Consider the following 16,174-nt stretch of genomic DNA (forward strand, 5'->3'; position numbering starts at 1 on the left):
GACAGTGGGCGGGCACCTGCGGCCGCCATGTCGGCCACGAAGGGGTCCATGTCTTTCTCGGGGAAGGTGAGACATGTCAGGCCCCGGCGGGCGGTCAGCGGCACGGCCAACCGAGCGGGCGCCGGGGCCGGTTGGGGCCGGAGTGGCGGCGGCCCGCAGTAGGGCGCCGGTGCCGCAGGCCGGGTCCAGGACGGTGCGGGCGAGGTCGGCGAGGTCGGCCATGAGGGCAGCCAGGTCGGCGGGGGTGAGCGTGTGCTGGCGCGGGTTGGCGTCGAGGTGCCGGCCGAGCAGGAACTCGAAGGTCTGCCGGGCGCCCGGCTCGGGGGCGCCCCCGCAGGAGGGGGCGGAGGGCAGGAGTTCCGGGCCGGTGGGGAGGTGAAGGGCGGGGTGGGTGTTCATGCGTGGCCCCGCCGGAGGGCACGTGCAGCCAGACGGCGAGCAGTTCGCCGCCCAGTCCGGCCGGGATGCCGATGGAGGCCGGGGCGCGGGAGCGGTGGACGTCGCGGCAGTCGAGCGCGTCGCGGCAGAAGAGCCGGATCGCACCGAGGCATAGTAATTAGAGAACCTCTCCAGTAACGTGCCCGCTGCTGGTTACTGTAGACCGGCACAACAAAGTCCGATTGCTGGAAACACCTCGCTCGGGGCGAAGGGGCGGACGATGGCTCAAAGGGCATCGAAGAAGTCGGCCGATCCGGCCGCGAACCAGGCATCGGCGCAGGTCGTCAGGGATCTGCACGAGCGCATGGTGCGCATCCGCCTGTTCGAGACCGAGGCGGGAAAACTCATGGAAGCCGGCAAACTGCCGGGCTTCCTGCACCTCTACGTCGGCCAGGAGGCGGTCGCCGCGGGCGTGATGGCGGCCCTGCGCGACGACGACCAGATCACCTCCACACACCGCGGTCACGGGCATGCCGTGGCCAAGGGCGTCAGCTTCAAGCACATGTACTCCGAGCTGTACGGCCGCGTCACCGGCGCCTGCCTCGGCCGCGGCGGAAGCATGCACATCAACGACGTCTCCCTCGGCATGCTCGGCGCCAACGGCATCGTCGGCGCCGGCATCCCGATCGCCGTCGGAGCCGCCTTCGCCGCCCAGTACCGGGGCGAGGACAACATCGCCGTCACCTTCTTCGGAGACGGCGCCACCAACATCGGCGCCTTCCACGAGGCCGCCAACATGGCCGCCATCCTGCACCTGCCGGTGCTGTTCATCTGCGAGAACAACGGCTACGCCGAGTTCACCCCGCAGTCGAAGCACATGCTGATCACCGACGTCGCCGACCGGGCCGCGTCCTACGGCATGCCCAGTGTGATCGTCGACGGCATGGACGCGGTCGCCGTCCACCAGGCCACGGTCGAGGCCGTCGTACGCGCCCGGGCCGGCGAGGGTCCCATGTTCATCGAGGCCAAGACCTACCGCTACTACGACCACCAGGGCGTCAAGGGACTGCGGCACCCCTACCGCTCGGACGCGGAGGTCGAGGAGTGGAAGGCCCGCGACGCGATCGACCTGCTCGAGGCCAGTGCCCTCGCCGACGGCACCGCCACCCGCGCCGAGCTCGACGACACCTGGCGGCGCACCCGCGACGAGATCGCCGAGGCCATCGCCTACGCCGAGGCCAGCCCGCTGCCCGACACCGCCGACCTGCTCCTCAACGTCTACTCGGGATGACCGCCATGACCACCGTCTCCGAAGCGCCCGCCGTCGCCCCGGACGTCACGTCCCGCAAGCTCACCTATGTCAAGGCCTTCAACGAGGGCCTGGCGCAGGTCATGCGCGAGGACGAGAACGTCTTCGTCGCCGGGGAGGACGTCGCCGGGTACGGCGGTGTCTTCCGGATGTTCGACAACCTGCTCGACGAGTTCGGCCCCCGCCGCATGATCGACACCCCGATCTCCGAGGCCGCGCTCGTCGGCCTGGGCGTGGGCGCCGCCGCCCGGGGACTGCGCCCCGTCGTCGACCTGATGTTCATGGACTTCATCGGCGTCTGCCTGGACCAGATCGTCAACCAGGCCGCCAAGATGAAGTACATGTTCGGCGGCTCGGTCTCCGTGCCGCTCACCATCACCACCGCCTCCGGCGCGGGCCTCGGCGCCGCCGCCCAGCACAGCCAGAGCCTGGAGGCCTGGCTCGCGCACGTGCCCGGCCTCAAGGTCGTGATGCCGTGCGACGCCTACACCGCCAAGGGCCTGACCGTCTCCGCGATCCGCGACAACAACCCGGTCGTCGTCATGCTCAACAAGGTCCTGCTGGGCAGCAAGAGCGAGGTCCCCGAGCAGATCTACGGCATCCCGCTCGGCCAGGCCCACACCGCGCGGCACGGCTCCGACGTCACCGTCATCGCCCTCGGCCGCATGGTGGGCGAGGCCCTCGCGGCGGCCGAGGAACTGGCAGCCGAAGGCATCGAGGTCGAGGTCATCGACCCGCGCACCGTGCAGCCGCTGGACACCGAGACCATGATCGCCTCCGTGCGGCGCACCAACCGGGTCCTCGTGGTGCACGAGGCCGTGACCTTCGGCGGGCTCGGCGGGGAGATCGCCGCCCAGATCCAGGACGCGGCCTTCGACTACCTGGACGCTCCGGTCCTGCGCATCGGCGCACCCTTCTCCCCGGTGCCCTTCTCCCCGGTGCTGGAGAAGGCCTACGTGCCCGACCAGGCCCGCATCGTGCAGGGCTGCCGTCGTCTCCTCGAAAGGTCGTGACCGGATGGCGGTCGAGGTTCTGCTGCCGAAGATCGGCCTGACCATGCAGGAAGGCACGATCGACGAGTGGCTCGTGCCGACCGGTGGCGCGGTCTCGGAAGGTGACGCCCTGCTGCGGCTGGCCACCGACAAGGTCGACGTGGACGTCGAGGCGGAGGCCGGGGGCCTGTTCCACCCCCTGGTCCAGGCCGGGGCGACCCTTCCGGCAGGGGCGCTGATCGGCTGGCTGCTGGCCGAAGGGGAGGAGCTGCCGGTATCCGGGGGGTCTGTGCCCACCGGGCCTGTGGACGCCGGCCCGGCGGACGCGGTGTCGGCAGGAGTTCCCCCTGTGGCGGCGTCCCTCAGTGGGAACGGTGGGCTCAACGGCTCGGGGGACCGGCTCCTGGCTTCACCGAACGCCCGGCGGGTGGCCGCCGAGACCGGTGTCGACCTGACCGCCGTACGCGGTACGGGGCCCGGTGGCCGGATCGTCTCCGAGGACGTGGAGGAGTACCTGCTCGCCTCGGCGGCGCAGCAGCCCGTCGTCCTCTCGGCGGACCCGGTCACCCCCACCTCCCCCCTGGTCCGCCGGCTGGCGAAGGAACGGGGCATCGACCTCGCGGACGTACACCCCACCGGTGCGGGCGGGCGGATCAGACGCGCCGACCTCGACGCCGTCACCCCGGCGTCCGCACCGGCGTCGGCCCGCCAGGCCACCGCGTCGCCACAGGCCGGGGAGGTCGTCCCGCTGACCGGGATGCGCGGCGTCATTGCCGGCCGGATGCACGCCAGCCTCCAGGAGATGGCGCAGCTGACACACGGCTACGAAGTGCGCATGGACGCCGTCGTGGCCCTGCGGGAGCAACTCAAGCAGGAGTGGGCGGACAGCGCCCTGGCCGTGCCCAGCCTGGGCGACTTCCTGATGAAGGCCGCCGCACTGGCCCTGAGGGACCATCCGCTGCTCAACGCCGGAGTGCTCGAGGACGGCATCCACCTGTTCGAGGACATCCACCTCGGGTTCGCGGTCGCGGTGCCGAACGGCCTGCTCGTTCCCGTGATCCAGGACGCGGCGGACCTGTCGCTGCCCGAAATGGCCCGCTGCTCCCGGGAGTTGGCCGAGAACGCCCGCGCCGGCCGGATCTCTCCGGCACAGTTGGAGGGCGCCACCTTCACCGTCACCTCACTGGGTGGGTACGGCGTCGACTTCTTCACTCCCGTGGTCAATCCCGGCAACGTGGCCATCCTCGGCGTGGGCAGGCTCCGGGACGGCGTCGAGTGGGTCGACGACCAGCCGCGGCGGACGCGCGTGCTCACCCTGAGTCTCACCTTCGACCACCGTGCCGTCGACGGGGCTCCGGCGGCCGAGTACCTGCGCACGCTCGGTGAACTGCTGCGCAAGCCGTTGCGGTTGCTGCTCTGACGTCGTCTCCGGGGGCCCGCAGCCCGTTCTTCCGGCGGACCGCTCAGCCCTCCGCCACCGGATCGGCGATCCGCTCCGCGAGGCGGCCCACCTCGCGGAGGAAGGAGCGGTGCCCCAGGGAGCGGTACGCCTCGTCCCCCCGCGCCTGTGAGATCGCCGCGGTCTCCAGCAGCGCCAGCACACCCAGGCCGATCACCGCCGCCTCCGCGTCCGTGACCGGCCCACTGGCCTTGCGGACCAGCCGCACCAGGTCCTCCAGCAACCGCGTGCGGACCTCGTGCCGCAGCCCCTCCGCCTCCTGGCTCATACCGGCCGAGGACACGAAGAAGACGGTGGCGGCGGAACGGTGTTCGCCCAGCCAGGCCACCAGAGCCGTGACGGCAGGACCGATGTCCGTGCCCGGGGTGTGGTTCTCCGCGAGCGTCTCCACCTGCTCGCGCAGCGCCGCGGCGAACACCTGCATGCCCTCCACGAGCACCTGGTCCTTGGAGGAGAAGTGGTAGTACACCGCGGCCGACGTCATCTCCGCCCGCGCGGCGATGTCGGCCACCGTCACCTCGTCCGGAGGCTGGGTGGCGAACAGCTCCGTGGCCGCCTCGATCACCCACTGCCTGCGCGAGGGGCGGTGAGCGGCGCGGGTTCCGGATGTAGTCATGGTGTCAAGTATGCCGTGATCTTTCTGTACCCGTACCGCGCGGACACCAGGAATTACGGTCCCGGCCAGGCAGAGTTACTGGATAGCATGGTGAGTACCGTCGGGCGTACAGGGAGCAGCATGGCCACGAAGCAGAACGGCAAGCAACCGGCCCACCGTCCCTCGCGGCGGCAGCACATCATCGCGGCCGCGGTCAGGGTGTTCGGACGCAACGGGTTCGCCGAGACCAGCGTGCAGGACATCGCGGACGAGGCACAGGTGGTGCCCACGGCCGTCTACTACCACTTCGCCGGCAAGGAGGAGCTGCTCGAACTGTCCATGCGGCGGGTCTTCGACCAGCTGAACGCGGTCGTGGAGGCGGCCCGGCCGGAGTCCGAGCCGGGTGACGCCGAGAGCCTGGTGCGGGTCATCGACGCCGTGTGGGACTGGGTGGAGAAGAACCCGGACGAGGCCCGCCTCTACCAGGTCCAGGTCGCCTCCGCCAACGGCAACGTCAAGGCGCTGCGCGACGAGTTCGAGCAGCGGCACATCCAGCGGGCGTACGACTATCTGCCGGACGGCACCACCCGTAACCCGCGGGCGGCCAAGTCGCGGCATGCGTCGCAGGCGCTCGCCGTGCGCACGCTGATCAGTACGACCATCCTCGTCACCGCGCTGCGGGCGGAGGGCGGGCCGCTGTCCGGGCTGCCGTCCCGGTCCGTACAGGAAGCCGTCAGGGCGTTGGCGCTGCGCATCGTCGCCGCCGACCGGGGGAGCGCGGCCGCACCGGCGTGAGACCGCCCTCGGGCACGTCTCAGCGGAGCCGGTCACCAGGGCGGCGGATGGCGGACCTGGCTCACCAGGACAGTGGCCGGCGGCCGGCGAACAGCCCGCCCGTCGTCTCGTCGCCGTCGGGGAGGGTCGCCAGCCAGACGGGCGTGTCCGCGCCCTCCTCCGGCCCGCGCGGGGCGGACGGACCGCCCATGCCGCTGCGGGTCCACCCGGGGTCGGCCGCGTTGACCAGGACACCCGTGCCGGACAGCTCGCCGGCGAGCATCCGCGTGAAGGCGTTGAGCGCGGTCTTGGAGACGCGGTAGGCCGGGTGCCGGCCGGAGTCCATCAGCGCCAGGGAGCCGTACGAGCTGGTGAGGTTGACCACCCGTCCGTAGCCGGCCCGCACCATGCCCGGGACGACGGCCTCGGCCACCCGCCAGGCGCCTACGAGATTGACGTCCAGGGTGGCGCGCAGGACCTCCTCATCGACGTACGGGGGCCGCAACTCGCCGTCCAGGGACACTCCCGCGTTGTTCACCAGCACGTCCACCCCGCCGCCGGTCAGCTCCGCGGCCTCCCGCACCGCTTCGGTGACGCTCTTCGCGGAACTCACGTCCAGGGCCAGCGGCAGCGCTCCCCGGCCGATGGTGCGGCACGCCTCCTCGGCGGCCTCCGGCTGCCGTGCCGCGACCAGTACCCGCAGCCCCCGCTCCACGAGTTGCCGGCAGATCTCCACGCCGATCCCGCGAGCGCCGCCGGTGACCAGGGCGGTTCTGATCTCGCTCATGGCGATTCCCTTCGACTGCGGTCAGACCGTCAGTACCGCGCAGGCACTGATCCCGGGCGCCCCGTACACGTGGGTGAAACCCACCCGTGGGCCGCCGGGCACCTGCACCCCCGGCGCGCGGCCCTGCAACTGCCGTACGACCTCGTGGAACTGGCGCAGCCCGGAGGCGCCCACCGGCTCGCCACCGGCCAGGCAGCCGCCGTCGGTGTTGACCGGGATCCGGCCGGTGGGGTCGGTGGCACCCGAGGCCAGCAGCTCCGGCTGCTCGCCGTGCCCGCACAGCCCGGTCTCCGCCAGGTGGATCAGGTCGGAACCGCTGTCGGTGTCCTGCAACTGCGCGACCTGGACGTCCGAGGGCCTCAGACCGGCGCCGCGGAAGACGGCCTCGGCCGCGTCCACGCTGGGGCTGCGGTGCGGTCCCGGCGGCAGCCAAGGAGCGAACACCTCGAACGAGCCGAACCGTCTGGTCCGGAAGGCCAACGAGGCCAGCTTCACCGGGCGTTCGCACAGATCGAAGGCGCGGTCCCCGCGGGCGAGGACCAGCGCCGCCGCGCCCTGGCCCGGCGAGCAGAACATGTACTGGGTGAGCGGCGGGCTGACCTCGGCGGAACCCAGGATCTCCTCCTCCGTCAGCTCCTTGCGCCGCCACGCCAGAGGGTGGCGGGAGCCGTTGCGGAAGGCGCGTGCCGCCACCGCCGCCAATGCCCGCTCAGGAATGGCGTACTCGTGCAGATACCGCTGCGTCTTCAGCGCGAAGAACTGGGTCGTCAACATCATTCCCGTCTCCGCGTACCAGTCGCCGAGCCCGTAACGGGCCGCGGAGACATGGAACGCGCCCCGTTCGTGCTTGTCGAAGCCGACGGCGAGTCCGAGCGACGCCTCGCCCGCCCGCAGCGCGTTGGCGACGGCGAGCACCGTCGAGGCGCCGGTCGCGCAGCCGTTCTGCACATTGACGAACGGCACTCCGGTCAGCCCCAGACGGCCCACCAGGGTGTCGGGCTTGCCGGACACGTCGGAGCCGCCGGCCGCGTACCCGATGTCCGCCCAGGCGACACCGGCGTCGGCCAGTGCCTCCCGTATCGCCCGTTCGGCCATGTCCATACCGCTGACGCTCTCGTCCCGGCCGAAGGGATGCATGCCGCATCCGACCACGTAGACCTCGTCGGTGCGGCTCATCGCTCGTCCTCGGCAGCCGAGCCGAAGGCGAAGGTCAGGATCTGGGTCCCGTCCTCGTCGCGGTACGCCTCGACCGTGGTCAGCCGGACCGGCAGCCCGATCCGGATCAGCCGGCGGGGTATGTCGAGGCGTGCCTCGACCAGGACCTCCCCGAGGTCGACATAGCCGAGGGCGTACGGCTGGTGGCCCTCGGCCGGTGGGCGGTACGGCTCTTTGGGCCGGAACGACTGCACCGTCCACGACCAGATCTCGCCACTGTCCGGCAGTACGTGCGCGGCCATCGCCCCGTCCGAGCACCTGGGGCAGGAGTCCTGCCGGGGAAAGACGACGGTGCGGCACCCGGTGCAGCGCGCGCCCAGGAGGCGCGGCGGATCCGCGCCGTCGAAGAGGCTCTCGTCGACGAGTCTGGTGGTCATGCCGCCCTCCTTCTTCCTGCCGTCACCGGTCGGCCCCTTCCGACGTCACCGGTCGCTTCCGTCCCGCCGTCACCAGCTCAGCAGCCCGGCGAGTCGTTCCCGGTGGTAGGCCGCTCCGCCCAGCAGCACGGCGTCGGACTGCGCGCGCCGGAAGTACAGGTGCGCGTCGTGCTCCCAGGTGAAGCCCATACCGCCGTGCAACTGAACGCACTCGGCGGCGACGAACGTGAACGCCTCGCCGCACCAGGACTGCGCCACCGCCGCGGCCTCCGCGAGCGTCTCGGGCGACCCGGCCGCCCGCACCGCCCGGACCACCGCGGACCGCGCGGACTCGACCTGGAGCAGCATGTCCGCACAGGTGTGCTTGATCGCCTGGAAGCTGCCGATCGCCCGGCCGAACTGCGTACGGTCCCGCACATGCGCCACCGTCATGTCCAGGGCCGCCTGCGCCCCGCCGAGCTGCTCGGCGGCCAGCGCCACGAAGGCCACGTCGAGGGCGCGGGTGACGACCTCCGTCCCTTCGCCCCCGGCGGTCAGCGCACGCGCCGGGGCACCGGTGAAGGTGACCACGGCCTGGCCCCGGCTCAGGTCCAGCGTGGGCACCCGGCGGACCGTCACGCCCGGCCCGCGCGGGTCGGCGAGGAAGAGGTCCACGCCGCCGGGGCCGGCGGCCGCGACCACCAGGGCCTCGGCGTCGGCGCCGTCGAGCACGAAGGGTGCGATGCCGTCCAGCGTCGGGGTACTGCCCTGCCAGGTGACGCCCACCGGCACGGCGTCCGGCCGCCACACGCCGTCGGGCGCGGCCACGGCCAGTGCGTGCACCGTGCCTTCGGCCACCTCCGCCAGCGGTGCTTCGGCCGTACCGCAGCCGGCCAGCACCTGCCCGGCGAGCACGGTGGAGGACAGCAGCGGCACGGCGGCCGGCGTTCTGCCCAGTTCCTCGCAGACGACGGCGATCTCCGCGAGGCCGCCGATGCCTCCCACCGTGTCCGGCAGTCCGAGGGCCGCGAGACCCACCTGCCGGCCGAGGATGTCCCAGAGATCGGCGTCGATGCCGGGGGCGTGCTCGTCGAGCCGGCGCACCGCGGCGGTGCCGCCCGCGTCCGCGCACACGGACCGCACGGTCGCGCGCAGATCCTCGAGTTCGGCCTCCGAGGCCTCGGTCGTTCCGGCGGCGGGGCCGGTCACGGTGGTCGTCATGCCGGTGTCCCGTTCTCGATGCTTCCGCTTCCGCTTCCGCTTCCGCTTCCGCTTCGGCTTCGGCTCGCGCTTTCGCGCAGTGCGCTGTGTGCCGCCGCCATCCGGGCGACCGGCACGCGGTGCGCGGAGCAGGAGACGTAGTCCAGCCCGAGGTCGTCGCAGAACGCGATCGACTCGGGGTCTCCGCCGTGCTCACCGCACACGCCGAGCTTGATGTCCGGCCGTACGCTCCTGGCCCTTTCCACGGCCAGGGCGATCAGCGCGCCGACGCCGTGCGGATCGAGCCGGGCGAACGGGCTGGCGGTGAGGAATCCGCGTTCCTGGTAGGAGGCGAGCACCTGGCGCTCCACGTCGTCCCGGGAGAACCCGTAAGTGAGCTGGGTGAGGTCGTTGGTGCCGAAGGAGAAGAAATCGGCGTGCTCGGCCATTTCGGCGGCCAGCAGGGCTGCGCGCGGTGTCTCGATCATCGTGCCGAGCCGGTACGGCACCCGGACGCCGGTGCGGGCGGCCACCGTCTCGGCGGCGTCGCGCACGAAGGCGGCGGCGGCCTGAAGTTCCTCCGGCAGGCTGACCAGCGGGATCATCACCTCCAGCTGGGGGCGGACGCCGGTGGCGGCGACCTCCACCCAGGCGGAGAAGAGGGCCTCCGCCTGCGCCGGGTACAGCCGCTCGTGGAGCAGCGCCAGGCGTACCCCGCGCAGCCCGAGCATGGGGTTGGCCTCGCGCAGCGACGCGGCACGCTGCTCCGCCGCCGCGTCTCCGGCCTCGCCGGGAGCGGGCAGGAACTCGTGCAGGGGGGCGTCCAGCAGACGCACGGTCACCGGGCGGCCCCCGACCGCGGCCAGCAGCGCCTTGAAGTCCTCGTGCTGTGCGTGCTCCAGGGCCAGCAGCGCCTCGTCGCGAGCCGCCGGGTCGGCGGCCAGGATGACGCTGCGGATCAGGGGCAGCCGGTCGCCGAGGAACTGGTGCTCGGTACGGCACAGGCCCACGCCTTCCGCGCCCAGCGCGACGGCCGTGCTCACCTCCGCCGCGGTGTCGGCGTTGACCCGTACTCCGAGCCGCCGCGAGTCGTCCGCCCACTCGAGCAGGGTGGACAGCTCCGGCGGCGGTCCGGCGACGCTGACACTGAGCGTTCCGGCGTACACGGCGCCGGTACGGCCGTCGAGCGACACCGCGGCGCCCTCGCGCAGCACTCGTTCCCCGATCCGTACCGTGCCGGCCGCCTTGTCGACCCGCAGCCCCTCGACGCCGCAGACGGCCGGCTTGCCGGCGCCCCGCGCCACCACGGCCGCGTGCGAGGCGATGCCGCCGCTGCCGGTCAGCACCGCGGTGGCGGCCAGCATCCCGGGCACGTCGGCCGGTGTGGTCTCGTGCATCACCAGGACGGCGTGCGCGCCTTCGGCGGCCAGCTCGAGGGCGCGTTCACTGGACAGTGCGACCGTGCCCGTCGCTGCGCCCGGGGACGCGGGCAGACCCCGTGCCAGAAGTTCCTCGCCGCCGGTCAACTTCAGCTGGGGATGCAGGAGTTCCTGCACCTGGGCGGGGCCGATCCGGCGTACCGCCGCGTCCTTGTCGAGGGCGCCGTCACGGACCAGGCCGACCGCCAGGCACACCGAGGCGCGCAGCGGCGGGCGGCTCTGCGCCGAGGCGGCGAGCAGCGAGACCTCGCCGTCGCGCACCTCGAAGTCGACGGACACGGGTGCGTGCAGATGGCGTTCGAGAGTGAGCAGGGCATGCTCGAGGAGCACCGTGCCGCCCGCGAGCTTCTCCAGCGGTTCGCCGGTGTGCGGGGGCGGAGCGCTGCGGCGTACGCCCCGGAAGAACGAGCCCTGCGGCGAGAAGCGGCCGGTCTCGGGGTGGCGGCTGACCGCCGTGCCATAGCCGGAGCGGTCCGCGGGGCCGATGCGCAGCGCCTGGACGTGCAGCGCGATGTCCAGGTCGGCGGGAAGCCTCTGGGCCTTGCGCGCCCTTCGCGCCCGCGGCGAGTCCCAGCGGGCGAGGACCGCGCGGGCGGCCAGCGCGAGCTGCTCGGCCGGGTCGTGGGGGAAGGGCCGCGCGGCATGTCGAGCGACCAGGGCGAGCAGTGCCTCGACACGGGTGCGGGGCGCGGGGCTGTCGAGGAGGGCGTCGTCCAGCAGCGCGGCCGGGACGTCGAGGCCGTACTCGGCGATCATCCGTACCGTGGCCGCCCAGACCTCGTCCAGGGCGTCCGCGCGGCCGATGACGGTGCACAGGTCCCCGGCGCTGTCGGGGGTGACTCCGAGGCAGGTGAGATCGGGCGGGAGCCCCGCGATGTCCGTCGGCGCGCTCGCCGACAGCCGCAGCAGCAGCGGCCTGGCGGAATCGCCGACGCGGCGCCCGGCCAACTGCTCGACGAGTTCGACGGCCGCACGGGCGGTGCCTGGCTCGCCCAGCGAGGCCGCGGCGCCCGCGGGCACGGTCAGCCCCGGCACCACCGTCAGCCCGAGGGCCACCAGCCGGTCCATCGCGACGCCGTGCGTGCCCAGCGCGTCCGCGTCCAGTCCGCGGGTCCGTCCCTGGCCGTACGGCACCAGGGCGAGGCCGGGCGTCTGCTGCGGAGCGTCGACGCCGGGGCGGCGGTCGGTGAGGTTCACCCCTGGCTCCCTCGGACGAGCTGCTCCTCGCGGGCCTCGTCCTCGGCACGGCTGATGCCCAGGACCAGCAGCAGTTCCTGGTGCAGCCGCATCCACACGGTGTGGTACGAGTCGCACAGGGGGGAGGCCAGCCACTGCCGGTCGCCGTCGTCGAACCGGTCGAGAGCCTCCTCCAGGCCGGTCAGATACCGGCCGCTGTCCGCGAGCAGCCGTTCCAGCCTGCGCAGGACCGGTTGGATGGCCTCGTGCACGTCCTCCAGCAGCTCGCGCACCTCGGCGTCGTAGACGCTGTCGCCGTGGTCGTTGACGCTGCCGTCGGGGCGGCACTGCCAGGCCGTGCAGACCTCGCGGATCTTCCTGTTCACCGGCAGGAACGCCTCGTAGACCGCGGTGATCTGCGCTTCCTGCCCCGAGCCGGCCGGGATCCGCAGCATCTGTGCGGCGGCCTGCTTGGCGGACTCGGTGGGCAGCACCATCGGGCCCTTCACCATGGCGAGCCCGGCGTCGACCAGCGGGCGGTGCACGGACTCCTGCGTACCGCGCCACATGCCGCGCAGGACGAGGTCGATGACGGCGTCGGCGAGGGACGGGTCGATGGTGTCTGTCCGCTCCACGGCAGCAGAATGCATCTCCACACCTTTGTTCCTGTGGGGGCGCGGACTCAGGCCGCGCGGCGACGGATGCCGGGTCGCAGGGAACTGCGATCTGTGTTGCCCGGAGGTTACGCTCCAGCGACCCTGTTAGTGAAGAGGAACTCAAGAAACACTTTGCGGCTCCTGATCTGCCGACCGCTCGGCCGACGCCCTGGCGCGGGGCCGGGCGGCGAGGAAGGACTCCATCGCGTCCTGGGCCTCGGTGCCGCCGGCCAGGACGGCTATGGAGCGCGCCTCCTCGGCGAGTTGCTCCTCCAGCGGCGTTTCGGCTCCCGCCCGCAGCAGCGCCTTCGCGGCCCGCAGGGCGACTCCTGATCCCGCGGCCAGGGCGGCGGCCGTCCGGTAGGCCGTGTCGTCCAGTTCGGCGTCCTCCACGACCCGGGACACCAGGCCCCATCTCTCGGCGTCGTCGCCGGTCAGCACCCGGTTGGTGAGGATCAGATCCGCGGCCCGTCGTGGGCCCAGCAGGCGTTGCAGCACCCAGGACGCACCGCAGTCCGGGGTGAGCCCGATCGCCGTGTAGGCCAGCCGGAAGCGTGCCGACCGGGCCGCCACCACGATGTCGCCCGTCAGCGCGAGCCCTACTCCACCGCCCGCCGCGGCGCCGCGCACGGCGGTCACCACCGGCACGGGCAGCTCGTGCACGGTCCGCACGGCCGCGTGGGCGGCGGTCGCGACCGCGTGCACGTAGGAGCCGGTTTCCGTGCCCCGGCCCGCGAAGGCGCGCAGGTCACCGCCGACGCAGAAGTTCCCGCCCGCCGCCCGCAGCAGGACCGCGCCGCCGGGCTCCCGGGCGATGTCGCAGGCCGCGTCCCACAACGCCTCGGCGGTCGGAAGGTCCAGGGCGTTTCCGCGGCCGGGATCGTCCAGCAGCAGTTCGACGACCCCGTCGGAGTGGCGGACGACCCGGACCGGTTGGGTGCTCATCGGAGGTCTTCTCCCATCGTTGGCACAGCTCGTCGGGATCGGGCTCACATACTGGGCCCGCCCTAAAGTTTCGGTGACCGTGGGTCCTCTTCCGCTCACAAATGAAGGCTCTGTAGAAGAGGGTCGCTGTCACCCCTCGGGAAAGATACTTGACCCGTTGTACAGTTTCTACGACGCGACGGGCACCGGCGCCCGTACGCCCGTCGGCCGGAGGAACCATGCCGATCCAGTTCGATGTCGATCCGTCCGTCGCCCGGCTCGCCGAGGCCACCGCCGAGTTCGTCCGCGACGTGGTGATCCCGGCCGAGCGCGAGTGCGGCGGGTCCGTCCACGACGCTCCGCACGCGCTGCGGGAGACCCTTCAGAAGGGCGCCCGTGAGGCGGGCGTCTATGCGCCGCACCTTCCCGAACGGTGGGGCGGACACGGCCTGGACCTGCGGGGGCAGGCAGTGGTGTTCGAAGCCGCCGGATACTCGGTGCTCGGCCCCCTGGCGCTGAACTGCGCGGCTCCGGACGAGGGCAACATGCACCTGCTGGAGAAGGTGGCCACCGAGGAGCAGCAGGAGCGCTATCTGCGCCCGCTGGCTGCCGGTGAGTACCGTTCCTGCTTCGCGATGACCGAACCGGCGCCCGGCGCCGGCGCCGACCCCCGCGCGCTGCGGACCACGGCGGTACGGGTTCCCGGCGGCTGGCGCATCGACGGGCGCAAGTGGTTCATCACCGGGGCCGGCGGTGCCGACTTCACCATCGTGATGGCCCGCACCGAGGGCGGCCCCGGCAGCCCGGGTGGCGCGACCATGTTCCTCGTCGACGCCGGTACCCCCGGCATGCGCATCGTCAGGAACATCGACACCCTGGACGAGAGCTTCTTCGCCGGTCACGGCGAGATCGTGTTCGAGGACTGCGTGGTGGCCGAGGAACAGGTGCTCGGGCAGGTGGACCGGGGCTTCGAGAACGCCCAGGTCCGCCTCGGCCCCGCCCGGCTGACGCACTGCATGCGCTGGCTCGGGTCCGCGCGCCGCGCCCAGGACGTCGCGCTGGAGCACGCGGGGAGCCGCGAGGCCTTCGGCTCACTGCTGGGGGACCTCGGCATGGTGCAGCAGATGCTCGCCGACTCCGAGATCGACATCGAGGCGAGCCGCGCGCTGATCTGGCGTACCGCATGGGAGTTGGACACCGGCTCCAGGGCCGCCGCGCAGTTCTCCTCGGTGTCCAAGGTCTTCGTGGCGGAGGCGGTGGGCCGGGTGGTCGACCGGGCGGTGCAGATCTGCGGGGCGCTCGGCATCTCGGCCTCGGACGCCCCATTGGCACGGCTGATCCGGGAGGTGCGGCCGTTCCGGATCTACGACGGCCCGTCCGAGACTCACCGGTTCGCCATCGCCCGCCGGGTGGTGAAGCCGTATCGGCAGGCTCGGCCTGCGGGATCTGCGGGATCTGCGGGATCCTGAGGGGCCGTTACCTGCGGCCGTTACGTGCGGCTGTAGTTTCTGCTCATTGACTACAGCCCCGCGGGCGGCCCGTCCCGATGCACCGCGACGGGCCTCGACGACGGAAAACCGCCCGCCCGGGCCGGTCGGGGCTCGGGCGGGCAGATCCGTGTGTGGGGCCAGGAGTCAGACCAGCGGCCACAGCGCCGCGGTCAGGACGAAACCGGCGCGCCCATCACGGTCGTCAGGACCGTCCAGGAGCGCAGGCCGGCCGCCATGTCGAGACCGGCCGGCTTGGACATCCAGTACCCGGCGCCGTTGATGAGGGACAGCGTCAGGACGCCCGCGCCCGTCACCAGGGCGGCCAGGGAGAGTTGGCCTGTCGACAGGTCGGCGCGGTGCACGGCAGGGTGAGGATGCCGGCGGTCGTGATGAGGGCGACGGTTGCCGAGCTCGGGGCCGCGCGCAGGGCGAGGGCGGTCAGGCGGACCAGGTGACGTGTCACGGGCCGGTGGCGCCAGGTGTTCTCCCGCCCTCCCTGGGGCACGTCATCCGCCCGCGGCGTCGTCGGGCTCCCAGCGCAGCAGGTCGCCCGGCTGGCACTCGAGTACCTCGCAGAGCGCGGCGAGCGTCGCGAAGCGTACCGCCTTGGCGCGGCCGTTCTTGAGTACCGCCAGGTTGGCGGGCGTGATCCCCACGCGGTCCGCGAGCTCGCCCACGGACATCTTCCGCCTGGCCAGCATCACGTCGATGTCGACGGCGATCGGCATCAGATGACCTCGTCCAACTCGGCCTGCATCTGCGCCGCTTCGACGTCGCGGGCGACGGCCTGGGCGAGCAGCATCCGCAGCACGAGCACGATGAGCGCGACCCCCAGGATGGCCACGCCGATTCCGCCCATGATGACGGTGACGCCCGGGTCGTCCCGTTGCCCCGGCGCGTTGACGACGGTGACCGCGAACCAGACGAGGGCGGCCGCCACGATCGCGCCGATCACGCCGTCCACGTAACGGAAGGCGGCGTGGGAGAACACGGTTCCGCGTCGCACCATCGTCACCAGCCGCCCCACGCAGACCGCGGCGACCTGGACCGACACCATGCCCAGGATCGTGATCACGCGCAGCGCGGTCAGCGGGAGGGATCCGTCCTCCGGGTCCTTCCCGCTGATCAATGTCCACACCATCAACGCCTGTACCAACGCGGTGCCGACGAGCACCACCACGAGCACGACACGCAGCGCACCCACGGTCAGCTTTCCCATGCCCCATCCTTCCATCGAATCGCGATGGAAACCTATCGAAATTCGATAGATCGGGCAAGGTCTGGGTGGGAACAGGGGAGGCGGTTTCACGCCGGGGGCGGGATATCCGCTGCCGCCACGAGCGTTCGTGCGACCCGCACCCAGGCATACGGGTGCGGAAGTGCTGCGCATCAGGAGGTTGGCGAGCGGGCCGGCGAGGTGATCC

At 72.2% G+C, this 16,174-nt stretch carries 16 protein-coding genes and 1 pseudogene; 5 read left to right on the forward strand and 12 right to left on the reverse strand.

What is annotated here, in order from left to right; all coding sequences use genetic code 11:
- Positions 1 to 141: 141 nt before the first annotated feature.
- Positions 142 to 546: pseudogene (locus tag QF027_RS49880) on the reverse strand (SAM-dependent methyltransferase); the annotation flags it as partial.
- Between the two features lie 112 nt (positions 547 to 658).
- Between QF027_RS49880 and QF027_RS46090 the strand changes: the two are divergent.
- Genes QF027_RS46090 through QF027_RS46100 form a run of 3 tightly spaced genes read left to right on the forward strand, consistent with a single transcriptional unit; the run spans position 659 to position 4,099 of the window.
- Positions 659 to 1,669 carry a thiamine pyrophosphate-dependent dehydrogenase E1 component subunit alpha gene (locus tag QF027_RS46090; protein ID WP_306972883.1) on the forward strand — a complete coding sequence of 337 codons (1,011 nt, stop codon included), beginning with the start codon at positions 659 to 661 and terminating at the stop codon, positions 1,667 to 1,669.
- 5 nt (positions 1,670 to 1,674) lie between these two features.
- A complete protein-coding gene (locus tag QF027_RS46095; protein ID WP_306972882.1) occupies positions 1,675 to 2,700 on the forward strand; it encodes an alpha-ketoacid dehydrogenase subunit beta in 1,026 nt (341 codons plus the stop codon).
- A 4-nt stretch (positions 2,701 to 2,704) separates the two neighbouring features.
- Positions 2,705 to 4,099: a 2-oxo acid dehydrogenase subunit E2 gene (locus tag QF027_RS46100; RefSeq protein WP_307081528.1), complete on the forward strand. Its 1,395-nt coding sequence runs from the start codon at positions 2,705 to 2,707 to the stop codon at positions 4,097 to 4,099.
- A 43-nt stretch (positions 4,100 to 4,142) separates the two neighbouring features.
- On the opposite strand, the gene QF027_RS46105 is transcribed toward QF027_RS46100, so the two are convergent.
- The gene (locus QF027_RS46105; protein ID WP_306972880.1) at positions 4,143 to 4,754 is read right to left on the reverse strand and encodes a TetR/AcrR family transcriptional regulator; all 612 of its coding nucleotides are present in this window, start codon (positions 4,752 to 4,754) and stop codon (positions 4,143 to 4,145) included.
- A gap of 120 nt (positions 4,755 to 4,874) precedes the next feature.
- On the opposite strand from QF027_RS46105, the gene QF027_RS46110 reads away from it, so the two are divergent.
- Positions 4,875 to 5,528, forward strand: coding sequence for a TetR/AcrR family transcriptional regulator (locus QF027_RS46110; protein ID WP_306972879.1), 654 nt, complete (start codon positions 4,875 to 4,877; stop codon positions 5,526 to 5,528).
- A 61-nt stretch (positions 5,529 to 5,589) separates the two neighbouring features.
- Here QF027_RS46110 and QF027_RS46115 read toward each other — a convergent pair whose 3' ends face one another.
- From QF027_RS46115 to QF027_RS46145, 7 genes are all read right to left on the reverse strand, one after another.
- Positions 5,590 to 6,294, reverse strand: a complete 705-nt coding sequence (locus QF027_RS46115) for an SDR family NAD(P)-dependent oxidoreductase (protein ID WP_306972878.1) — start codon at positions 6,292 to 6,294, stop codon at positions 5,590 to 5,592.
- A gap of 21 nt (positions 6,295 to 6,315) precedes the next feature.
- The gene (locus QF027_RS46120) at positions 6,316 to 7,470 is read right to left on the reverse strand and encodes a thiolase family protein (protein ID WP_307081531.1); all 1,155 of its coding nucleotides are present in this window, start codon (positions 7,468 to 7,470) and stop codon (positions 6,316 to 6,318) included.
- A complete protein-coding gene (locus tag QF027_RS46125; RefSeq protein ID WP_307081533.1) occupies positions 7,467 to 7,886 on the reverse strand; it encodes a Zn-ribbon domain-containing OB-fold protein in 420 nt (139 codons plus the stop codon). The genes QF027_RS46120 and QF027_RS46125 overlap by 4 nt, the downstream gene beginning before the upstream one ends.
- A gap of 69 nt (positions 7,887 to 7,955) precedes the next feature.
- Complete coding sequence (locus QF027_RS46130) at positions 7,956 to 9,086, reverse strand: acyl-CoA dehydrogenase family protein (RefSeq protein WP_307081535.1); 1,131 nt, start codon at positions 9,084 to 9,086, stop codon at positions 7,956 to 7,958.
- On the reverse strand, positions 9,083 to 11,701 hold the full coding sequence (locus tag QF027_RS46135; protein ID WP_307081537.1) for a putative PEP-binding protein: 2,619 nt from the start codon (positions 11,699 to 11,701) through the stop codon (positions 9,083 to 9,085). The genes QF027_RS46130 and QF027_RS46135 overlap by 4 nt, the downstream gene beginning before the upstream one ends.
- Complete coding sequence (locus tag QF027_RS46140; protein ID WP_306972873.1) at positions 11,698 to 12,330, reverse strand: hypothetical protein; 633 nt, start codon at positions 12,328 to 12,330, stop codon at positions 11,698 to 11,700. The genes QF027_RS46135 and QF027_RS46140 overlap by 4 nt, the downstream gene beginning before the upstream one ends.
- Positions 12,331 to 12,456: 126 nt before the next feature.
- On the reverse strand, positions 12,457 to 13,281 hold the full coding sequence (locus QF027_RS46145; protein ID WP_307081539.1) for an enoyl-CoA hydratase/isomerase family protein: 825 nt from the start codon (positions 13,279 to 13,281) through the stop codon (positions 12,457 to 12,459).
- A 218-nt stretch (positions 13,282 to 13,499) separates the two neighbouring features.
- Between QF027_RS46145 and QF027_RS46150 the strand changes: the two genes are divergently transcribed.
- Positions 13,500 to 14,729: an acyl-CoA dehydrogenase family protein gene (locus tag QF027_RS46150; RefSeq protein ID WP_307081541.1), complete on the forward strand. Its 1,230-nt coding sequence runs from the start codon at positions 13,500 to 13,502 to the stop codon at positions 14,727 to 14,729.
- Positions 14,730 to 14,920: 191 nt separating this feature from the next.
- On the opposite strand, the gene QF027_RS46155 is transcribed toward QF027_RS46150, so the two are convergent.
- The 3 genes from QF027_RS46155 to QF027_RS46165 form a co-directional block, all read right to left on the reverse strand.
- The gene (locus tag QF027_RS46155) at positions 14,921 to 15,112 is read right to left on the reverse strand and encodes a GntT/GntP/DsdX family permease (protein ID WP_307081543.1); all 192 of its coding nucleotides are present in this window, start codon (positions 15,110 to 15,112) and stop codon (positions 14,921 to 14,923) included.
- Positions 15,113 to 15,256: 144 nt separating this feature from the next.
- A complete protein-coding gene (locus QF027_RS46160; protein ID WP_307081546.1) occupies positions 15,257 to 15,478 on the reverse strand; it encodes a helix-turn-helix domain-containing protein in 222 nt (73 codons plus the stop codon).
- Complete coding sequence (locus tag QF027_RS46165) at positions 15,478 to 15,969, reverse strand: DUF2975 domain-containing protein (protein ID WP_306972868.1); 492 nt, start codon at positions 15,967 to 15,969, stop codon at positions 15,478 to 15,480. Before QF027_RS46165 ends, QF027_RS46160 begins: the two co-directional genes overlap by 1 nt.
- Positions 15,970 to 16,174 lie beyond the last annotated feature (205 nt).

This window comes from Streptomyces canus (genome assembly GCF_030816965.1).
GTDB lineage: Bacteria > Actinomycetota > Actinomycetes > Streptomycetales > Streptomycetaceae > Streptomyces > Streptomyces canus_E.